6 protein-coding genes are annotated in these 8,595 nt (G+C 35.9%); 4 read left to right on the plus strand and 2 right to left on the minus strand.

The window, feature by feature from the left end:
* Positions 1-175: 175 nt before the first annotated feature.
* Positions 176-1,720, minus strand: a complete 1,545-nt coding sequence (purH, locus tag NZ579_07935; GenBank protein MCS7299864.1) for a bifunctional phosphoribosylaminoimidazolecarboxamide formyltransferase/IMP cyclohydrolase — start codon at positions 1,718-1,720, stop codon at positions 176-178.
* Positions 1,721-2,011: 291 nt separating this feature from the next.
* Here purH and NZ579_07940 point away from each other — a divergent pair, with 291 nt between their 5' ends.
* The 4 genes from NZ579_07940 to tpx all read left to right on the plus strand — a co-directional run bounded on the left by NZ579_07940 (position 2,012) and on the right by tpx (position 6,259).
* A complete protein-coding gene (locus tag NZ579_07940) occupies positions 2,012-3,748 on the plus strand; it encodes an Hsp70 family protein (GenBank protein MCS7299865.1) in 1,737 nt (578 codons plus the stop codon).
* 191 nt (positions 3,749-3,939) lie between these two features.
* Positions 3,940-4,872 (plus strand): signal peptide peptidase SppA, encoded by a 933-nt coding sequence (gene sppA / locus NZ579_07945; protein MCS7299866.1) that lies wholly within the window; start codon positions 3,940-3,942, stop codon positions 4,870-4,872.
* A 9-nt stretch (positions 4,873-4,881) separates the two neighbouring features.
* Positions 4,882-5,436, plus strand: a complete 555-nt coding sequence (locus tag NZ579_07950) for a hypothetical protein (protein MCS7299867.1) — start codon at positions 4,882-4,884, stop codon at positions 5,434-5,436.
* Positions 5,437-5,752: 316 nt separating this feature from the next.
* Positions 5,753-6,259 (plus strand): thiol peroxidase, encoded by a 507-nt coding sequence (gene tpx, locus NZ579_07955; protein MCS7299868.1) that lies wholly within the window; start codon positions 5,753-5,755, stop codon positions 6,257-6,259.
* On the opposite strand, the gene NZ579_07960 is transcribed toward tpx, so the two are convergent.
* Positions 6,219-8,303, minus strand: coding sequence for a heavy metal translocating P-type ATPase (locus tag NZ579_07960; GenBank protein ID MCS7299869.1), 2,085 nt, complete (start codon positions 8,301-8,303; stop codon positions 6,219-6,221). The genes tpx and NZ579_07960 overlap by 41 nt on opposite strands.
* Positions 8,304-8,595: the final 292 nt, after the last annotated feature.

Genomic DNA, 8,595 nt, shown 5'->3' on the forward strand with positions numbered 1-8,595 from the left:
CCTGAAGTTGTAGAGAGTCTCAAGGTTCTGGGTGAGGAACTGAACAAGTTTAGAGTAAAGGAGATAAAATTCACAAAAGGAATAACCCTTGTTGAGTGATAGGGTTATCAAGAGTTTTTATAAAGGGGGGTCTTCTATCTACGAGTGATGAATGTAGAAAGTTAGAAAAAAACTTCTAGTGTTTGAAGTGTCTGACACCAGTGAAAACCATTGCTACATTGTTTCTGTTTGCTTCTTCTATTGATTCATTGTCTCTTACTGAACCACCCGGTTGGACAATTGCTGTTATACCTTCTTTTGCTAATATCTCAACGCTATCTTTGAACGGGAAAAACGCATCTGAGGCACATACCGAACCAATCAGACAGAAATTTCTCTCTTTTGCTTTCTGAATAGCAATCTTAACAGCATCTACTCTTGAAGTTTGGCCTCCACCTATACCGATTGCCATAAGGTTTTTAACCAAAACAATAGCATTTGATTTAACAAACTTTACAACTCTCCAAGCAAAATCAAGGTCTCTTAATTCATCATTTGTTGGTTTCCTTTCAGTTAGAATACTACATTTTGATATATCTTCTGAAGACAGATCCTTGCTTTGAACTAGGATACCTCCATTTACGCTTCTTATCTCAACATCCTGACTACATAGAATAAGATTACCTACCTTGATTATCCTTAAGTTTTTCTTGGTCTTAAGGATTTCCAGTGCTTCTTCATCGTAATCTGGTGCAACTATAACTTCGTAGAAAGTTTTTACAACTTCTTCTGAAACTTCCTTTGAGACACTTTTTGAAAAACCTATTATTCCACCGAAAGCAGATATAGGGTCACACTCAAAAGCATTCTTGTAAGCCTCAAGTAGTGTATTGCCTATACTAGCACCACAAGGTGTGTTATGTTTTATGATACAACAGAAGTTTTCATTACTAAACTCTCTTATCATATCCAGAGCAACATCAGCATCAAGAATGTTGTTGTATGAGAGTTCTTTACCCCAGAGTATTGAACTTGTTAGTATTGAGTTTGAATGACTTTTGAGAGGTATTGTATAAGCTGAGGCATTTTGGTGAGGGTTTTCACCATACCTTAAGTCAAGAACCTTTCTTATAGGTATTCCAGTTTCCGAAGGAAATTGCGAGGATGTTAAACTGTTGAAGAAACTTGCTATGATGCTATCATAACTTGCTATATAATTGAAAGCCTTGCTAGCTAGTATCAAGCGAAACTCTCTGTTATTGCCTCCGTTTTTCAGTTTTTCAATAACAAGATTATAATCATTCTTATCCACGACTACCAAGACTCTTTCAAAATTCTTTGCTCCTGCTCTTACGAGTGTGGGTCCCCCAATGTCAATGTTTTCTACTATCTTCTCAAGGTCTTGTGTTGAAGACACTGTTTGCTCAAATGGGTATAGATTGACAACTACAATTTCAATATTTGGAATGTCAATTTCGGAGACTTGCTTGAGGTGATCTTCTTTGTTTCTATAGAGTATTCCGCCGTGTATGAGAGGATGTAGTGTTTTCACTCTGCCTTCAAGTATTTCAGGAAAATTTGTGATTGATGAAACTTCAATAACATCTATACTGTTCTCCTTGAGTAGTTTGTATGTTCCAGACGAGGATATAATCTTGTATCCTAACTCTACTAGACTTTTAGCGAAACCGATTATTCCTTCCTTATCATAGACGCTTATAATTGCGTATTTCTCTTTCATCAAGCCTCCAGACATTCTAGGTTCATAAATTGGATATCAATTATGTTATAAAGTTCTAGTAGAATGAAAGTAATTTATGTGGAATGGTTTTGGTTCTTTATATTTGTCTGGTGTGAGTATTGCAGTTTAGTTTAATGAAGGTGGGTTTCAGGAAGTTCTGTGAAATTATTTTGATGATGTTGTGGTCTTGAGTATTTGCTATTCATTCAGTTTAATATTTCACTTTTAACTCATTCTTAACTACTTTAGGTTTTGTCTTCTTATCCGAAAAATAGATAGAGGTTTGATTCTATGATGGTGGGTATTGATTTTGGAACTACTAAATGTGCTATTGCATACTATGACAACGGCGAAGTCAAGATAATTACTGACAGAAGAGGTAGGAAGACTTTTCCTTCAGTTGTCGCTTTTCTACCTGATGGTAATGTGGTTATCGGTGATGTTGCGAAGAGTAGATTGTTCCTTGATACGAACAATGTTGTAAAGTCTGTAAAGAGATATCTTGGCAGTGATCACAGGTTTGTAATCAACGATAAGGAATACTCTCCAGAGGAAATTGCTAGTTTTATACTTACTAAACTTAAGGAGATTGCTGAATACCATCTGAACGATGTAGTAAGGGATATTGTGATAACTGTTCCTGCCTATTTTTCTGACCTACAGAGGAATGCTATCAAGAATGCTTGCAAATTAGCGGGATTGAATGTGGTTAGGATTATAAACGAACCTACCGCTGCTGCGATTGCTTATGGTATCTCAAAGTTGAGTGGTGAGCGAAATATCGTAGTTTATGACCTTGGTGGTGGAACGTTTGATGTATCAATACTTAATATGAGTGATGGAGTTTTTGAAGTATTAGCAACTTCTGGGAATAACACGCTAGGTGGTGAGGATTTTGACAGAGCAATCGCAGAACTTATCATTGAAGAGTATAAGAAAAAAGAAGGAATTGATATATCAAGTGATAGAGTTATCCTACAGAAGCTATATGAAGAGGTTGAGAAAGCAAAGATAAACCTTTCTGACGAAGAAGTTGTAGAAGTGATAGTGCCATTTGTGAGTGCTACAGAGAATAGCATAAAACATCTCACATTTACACTGACTAGAGAACAGTTTGAGAAAATAATATCGCCGTACATTGAGACTACTATAGAACTACTTGATAGGACTATAAAGGATGCTGGTCTCAAGAAGGAGGATATACACCATCTACTCATGGTTGGTGGTTCTTCAAGGATACCTTATGTTAGAAGAAGAGTTGAGGCTTTTCTGGGTATAAGGGCTGAGAGTAGTGTCTCACCTGAAGAAGTTGTTGCGATGGGTGCGGGAATACAGGCTGGAATAGTCGGAGGTGAAGTCAAAGGCATCGCATTAGTAGATGTAACACCATTGTCTCTGGGTGTTGAGATAGAAGGAGGAATATTTGTTCCAATCATTCCAAGAAACACACCTATACCAACGGCAGCAAGTAGAATATTTACTACTATCTCTGACAATCAAGAATCTGTTGAGATACATATACTCCAAGGTGAGCGATCACTTGCGAAGGACAACATATCACTCGGTAAGTTTGAACTCACTGGCATAAGAAAAGCAAAGAAAGGAGAACCAAGAATTGAAGTAAAGTTTGAGATAGACATTGATGGTATATTGAGTGTTTCAGCGATTGACCTAACAACATCTGCTTCCCAGAAGATAGAAATAAAAGATAGAGTAATCTTGAGTGATGAAGAAGTGAGTAGGATAATACAGGAAAGTGAGAAAAATAAAGCAAGAGACGAAGAAATAAGAAGAATAGGTATCTTGAGAAGTAAGTATAACATAATATCATCATCCATCCTAGAAAAAATAAATACTATAAAAGAGAATGATAGCGATCTATACAGGGAGATACTGGAGATAATGGATCGTATAGAGAAGTTATTCAAAGAATACGAGGTAGAACAGATAGAAGCAAAGTTGAAAGAACTCAAGTTCCTTCACGACCAGTTTGTTGAACGATTAGTTGAGACTTCATTAAGGTTCTAATAACGTTTTGTTAGTCCTAAAATTTTACTTCATATCAGACTTCTTAAACGTTTGTCAGGAGGGTTATTTGTTCAATCTTTAACTACAAAGAAGGTAGAAACTACTTTTGAAGTTTAGAATTTGTTGTGTGATCAAAGGTTAGTTTGAAAGCATTTGTGTTTTGAACATAAAATTAGGTAGAGGAGATTGATATGTCAGATAAACTCAAAGATGTGTTGGTTGTCATTATTCCGATTCTTCTTGTTGTGAATATTGTAATTGGGATAATTCTTGTTTCGCTTGAGTCAAGGAAGAGTCAGGTTTTGACAGCGGGAGTGTCTGCTCTCGTAGGTAATGTAGGTCTTATTGAGATAAGGGGGGTTATAGTATCTGAAGATGATGGTTTGAATGTTGACTTTGTAAGTGCGAAAGATATAGCACAAAAGATAAAGACATTTGCTGACACTCCTAATATAAAAGCCATAAGGATTGATGTGACGAGCCCTGGTAGTAGTGTTAGTGCTGCTGAAACAGTAGTATCTGCTCTTGATTACGCAAGGAGTAAAGGTAAGAAAATAGTAGTTTTTATGAGAGAACTAGCAGTATCTGGTGGTTATTATGTATCCGCTCCAGCAGACCTTATAGTAGCATCAAGAGGAACAATAATTGGTAATATAGGTGTTATAGTTCAATCCTTGAATATCAAGGGACTACTTGAGAAAATAGGCGTTGAACCTTATGTCTTCAAAAGCGGTGAATACAAAGATATCCTATCACCATACAGAAATGTTTCTGAAAGCGAGAGAAAGATCATTCAGAGGATTGTAGATGTCTATTACAATAGGTTTGTTGAGGTAATACTCAAATACAGGGGTGAAAAACTGAAGAAACAAGAACTACTCAAGATAGCGGATGGTAGAATAATGATAGAAGAAGATGCTCTTAACTACAAACTCATTGATGCTGTAGGAGATGAAACTGTAGTTGAAGAAAAACTTAAAGAACTCACAGGCGAACCAACGATAAACTATGTAAAACTACCTGAAAGAAGAAACATATTAAGGGAACTTTTAAGGTCACTGATGAACAGTTTTAGTGTCCTAGGTTATAACAGTCCGAAGGTTATGTATATTATGAACAACTAGGAGTTTGATATGATAAAAAATCTAGTTTATGACGCTATTAACTACTTTACATCTCCATCGGAGGTAACTACAAGGGTTTTGAATGATGATATTGATATTGAGAGACTTGGAATAGTTGGTTTGGTGCTAACATTCTTTTCGGTTGTGGTTTCTGCGAGGATTGATGTAGGGTTTTGGATAGGTTTTACTTTTGTAGTACTTGCCTTTACATACGCTATCTTTGTGATAGGTTTCCTGATGGCAATAGGTAGAAAACCATCAATTGATGTACCTAAAGTGTTTTGGTTTTTCTTCTCCGTTGGAATAATTGATGCTCTAGTGATAGCCTTCCTACCTTTATCTGCACTTGTGGGATGGTTAGGGTCTCTTCTATCTGTTGTTGCTCTAGGTTTAAAGATATACTATTTAATGATAGGTGTCTCTAAAATCTTTAATATTTCAAGATCATTTGCGTTTATTGTCCTGTTTAGTCCGTATGTAGTTATACTTGTGGTGTTAGTCTTATTACTAATCTCAAGTTATACTACAATATCTGGGGCACTTGAAAGTATGATTGAGTTCTGAAATTGTCTACTAGAGGATGAGTTTTGTAGGTATTGTTTTGAATATTTAATCTTTCTTACGCAAGTCTAGAACTCATTAGTTTTTATGTATTCTTTTTCTATCACAGTTTTTGTGTTTGGAATTGATATATTCTTCAAGCAATAGCCTTAAAAAATCCTGTATCAAGTCAAATTCCGCATTGACAAACACTGCCTAGAACCAAGAAAGTAGTAAGAAGAAGATGGAATTTTGTCTAACTGGATTTGTTGCCTTTCCTATAGTAAGTCTTGAAAAATCTTTATTTGATAAGTATATTTTTAAACTTTTGGAGGTTGATATGAAAGAGTTGAAAGGTGTTATAACATTCAAGGGAAGTCCTTTGACACTGTCTGGGGAGAATTTTGTTGAGGTTGGTGATGTTGCTCCTGACTTTACTGCTTATGATACAAACCTGAACCCTGTGAAGTTATCCGACTTTAGGGGGAAGAAAGTTATCATATCTTCTGTTCCTTCGCTTGATACATCAGTTTGTGATATTGAGACCAAAAAGTTCAATGATATTGCGAAGAAACTTGACCCTAATGTTGTTATACTGACGATAAGTATGGATTTACCTTTCGCACAGAAGAGGTGGTGTGGTGCTAACGATGTTCAGAACGTTAAGACTGTCTCTGACTATAAGGATAGAGAGTTTGCTACAAAGTATGGTGTTTATATTAATGAACTTGGACTTCTTGCTAGGGTAGTATTCGTAGTTGATGAAAACGGCAAGGTTAAATACAAGCAAGTTGTGAAGGAAGTTGCTAGTGAGCCTGACTATGACGATGTTTTGAAAAATCTCTAAACAACGAGTTTGCGACTGTAATAAGTGATAGTCCAGTGTCTGATAAGACTGCTAACCATAGTGGAATGAACCCGAAAACTCCAGCAATTGATATACCTATCTTTACAGATAGCGATAGAACAATGTTTTGAATAATCACTTTTCTTGTGTTTTTGGATATTAGAAATGTTTCTAGAACTCTCTCTAGTCTTGGACTATTTATTATAACATCTGAAGAGGATAATAGTATTGAATTCACTGGTGTATTGAATGATATTCCTACATCAGACTTTAGCATTACCATACTATCGTTTATACCGTCTCCTACATAAGCAACAGGCTTTTTATATTTTGATTTATATTCTTCTAGGATAGTTGATTTGTCTTTTGGTGATAGTTCGTAAAAAACCTTGTTAGGTTTCAAAGATGCTTCTATTAGCTTAGCGCTTCTTTCATTGTCTCCTGTGAGTATGAATATGTCTTCTATTCCGTTTTGTCTCAACACATTGAAAACATCTTTTGCTTCTTCTCTCAAGGTATCATCAAAGGATATAAAACCGAGATACTTACCGTTTCTAACAACGCAAACTGCTGTTATGTCCTTCGCACATTCGTTGTGAGGAATATTATTTTTGTGGAGTATTTTATCGTTGCCTATCATTACTTCTTCACCATTTACAATTCCATAAACTCCATATCCAGGCATCTCTTTGATACTTTTTACCGTAGTGTAAGGAGAATTTATGTTTTTGAAGTTATGGACTATTGATTTTGAGATGATATGGTTAGATTGTCTTGCTAGTTGTAGGGATGTACTAATTAGTTCTTCTTCGGATACGCCTTCCGCTGTTCTAATACTCTTAACCTTCATAACTCCTTCTGTGAGAGTTCCTGTTTTGTCAAAGAAGATTGCTCTTACATCTGAAAGTTTGTCAATAGAAGATGTATTCTTAAGGAGTATATTTCTTACTGCTAGAAGTCCTACTGCTCTAAAATATGTTAGTGGAACGCTTATGGCTATCGCACAGGGACAGGATATTACTATTATCACAAGACCTCTGTATATCCACTCTTTAAAGTCATAACTACCGAGTATTATTGGAATTACTGATGCAACAAATAAACCTACTACTATAACGGAAGGAGTGTATATCTTTGATAGCCTTGACACAAAACGCTCTGTTTTAGTTTTATTCGTATCGCTTTCAATCTCTTCAAGTATCTTGTGTAGTGTAGTTTCTTTGAATTTTGAAGAAACTCTTATCTCAAGAACGCCATCTAGACTGATAGACCCAGATACTACTTTATCTCCTACCGAAACACTCTGTGGTAATGGTTCTCCTGTTATCGCAGATTTATCAACAAAGGCACTACCTTTTACCACTTCACCATCAAGTATTATTCTTTCGCCCGGCTTTACTAGTATAATCTCACCTACTTCTACATCCTCCGCATCTACGATTGCTTCAACTCCGTCCTGTTTCTTGATTCTTACCTTGCTAAAGTTGTCCTGAATGCTTTTCTGAATTCTACTTCTCGCTCTACTTACTGCTATTTCTTCTAGTGTCGTTCCTATATTGAATAGTGTTATAAGTAGTAATCCTTCAAATGTTTCGTTGATTGCTATTGCGGATATTGTCGCCAACGAAACTAGGAAATTTTCATCAAATAGGTCTCTATTCTTTATTTTCCTAAACGCTTTCAGGAATGTCCTATAACCACCAAAGAGGAGTATTATGAATACGATAGTGTAATCAAGTATTGGAGAAATCTGAATGTTAGTATTTAGGATACCATATCCTATCGTTAGAATGAATGGTATAGAGTTTATTAAAGCCTTCAAGATATGATTATCTTTTCTGTCATCTTCGTCTGTTTCTAGAACCACAACTTCATCTTCTACCTTGCTGACTATTTCTCTTATCTTTGATAGGTTTGTTTCAGAAGTTATAAGTGATGATGTTTTGAAATCCACTTTTGCATCTTTTATACCAGAGTTTATCAAACTTTTCTCTATCTTGACTGCACAGTCTAGACAGTCAATGTTTTTAAGTATGTATCTCATGTGTAGAGTATAATAAGAATTTTCATAATGTGTCAAGTAAGAGATTTTTTACAGTAAAGTCCAAAATTAGCGAATAGGGTTTAACAAACTAGTATCCTTTGGGGAAGGGGGGTAAGAGGGATTGTGGAGATTACGGGTATCAATACGATATTGATGGATACAAGGTTTAGGAGGTGATAGGTCATTTCAAGGGGAGTGGGGGAGGTGGTTGGGATTTAGGGATGAGGGTGTCGGTAGGAGTTAGGTGATTGTAGATGTGTTAGGATTTGTAATGTTTGAGGAGGGTAGAGGT

The sequence above is a fragment of the Spirochaetota bacterium genome, from assembly GCA_025061835.1.
In the GTDB taxonomy this organism is placed as follows: Bacteria; Spirochaetota; Brevinematia; order DTOW01; family DTOW01; genus SKYB106.

Coding starts and splice junctions, on each gene's coding strand:
- NZ579_07960 (MCS7299869.1), bottom strand. CDS start 8,303: ATGAGATACATACTTAAAAACATTGACTGTCTAGACTGTGCAGTCAAG.
- tpx (MCS7299868.1), top strand. CDS start 5,753: ATGAAAGAGTTGAAAGGTGTTATAACATTCAAGGGAAGTCCTTTGACA.
- sppA (MCS7299866.1), top strand. CDS start 3,940: ATGTCAGATAAACTCAAAGATGTGTTGGTTGTCATTATTCCGATTCTT.
- NZ579_07950 (MCS7299867.1), top strand. CDS start 4,882: ATGATAAAAAATCTAGTTTATGACGCTATTAACTACTTTACATCTCCA.
- purH (MCS7299864.1), bottom strand. CDS start 1,720: ATGAAAGAGAAATACGCAATTATAAGCGTCTATGATAAGGAAGGAATA.
- NZ579_07940 (MCS7299865.1), top strand. CDS start 2,012: ATGATGGTGGGTATTGATTTTGGAACTACTAAATGTGCTATTGCATAC.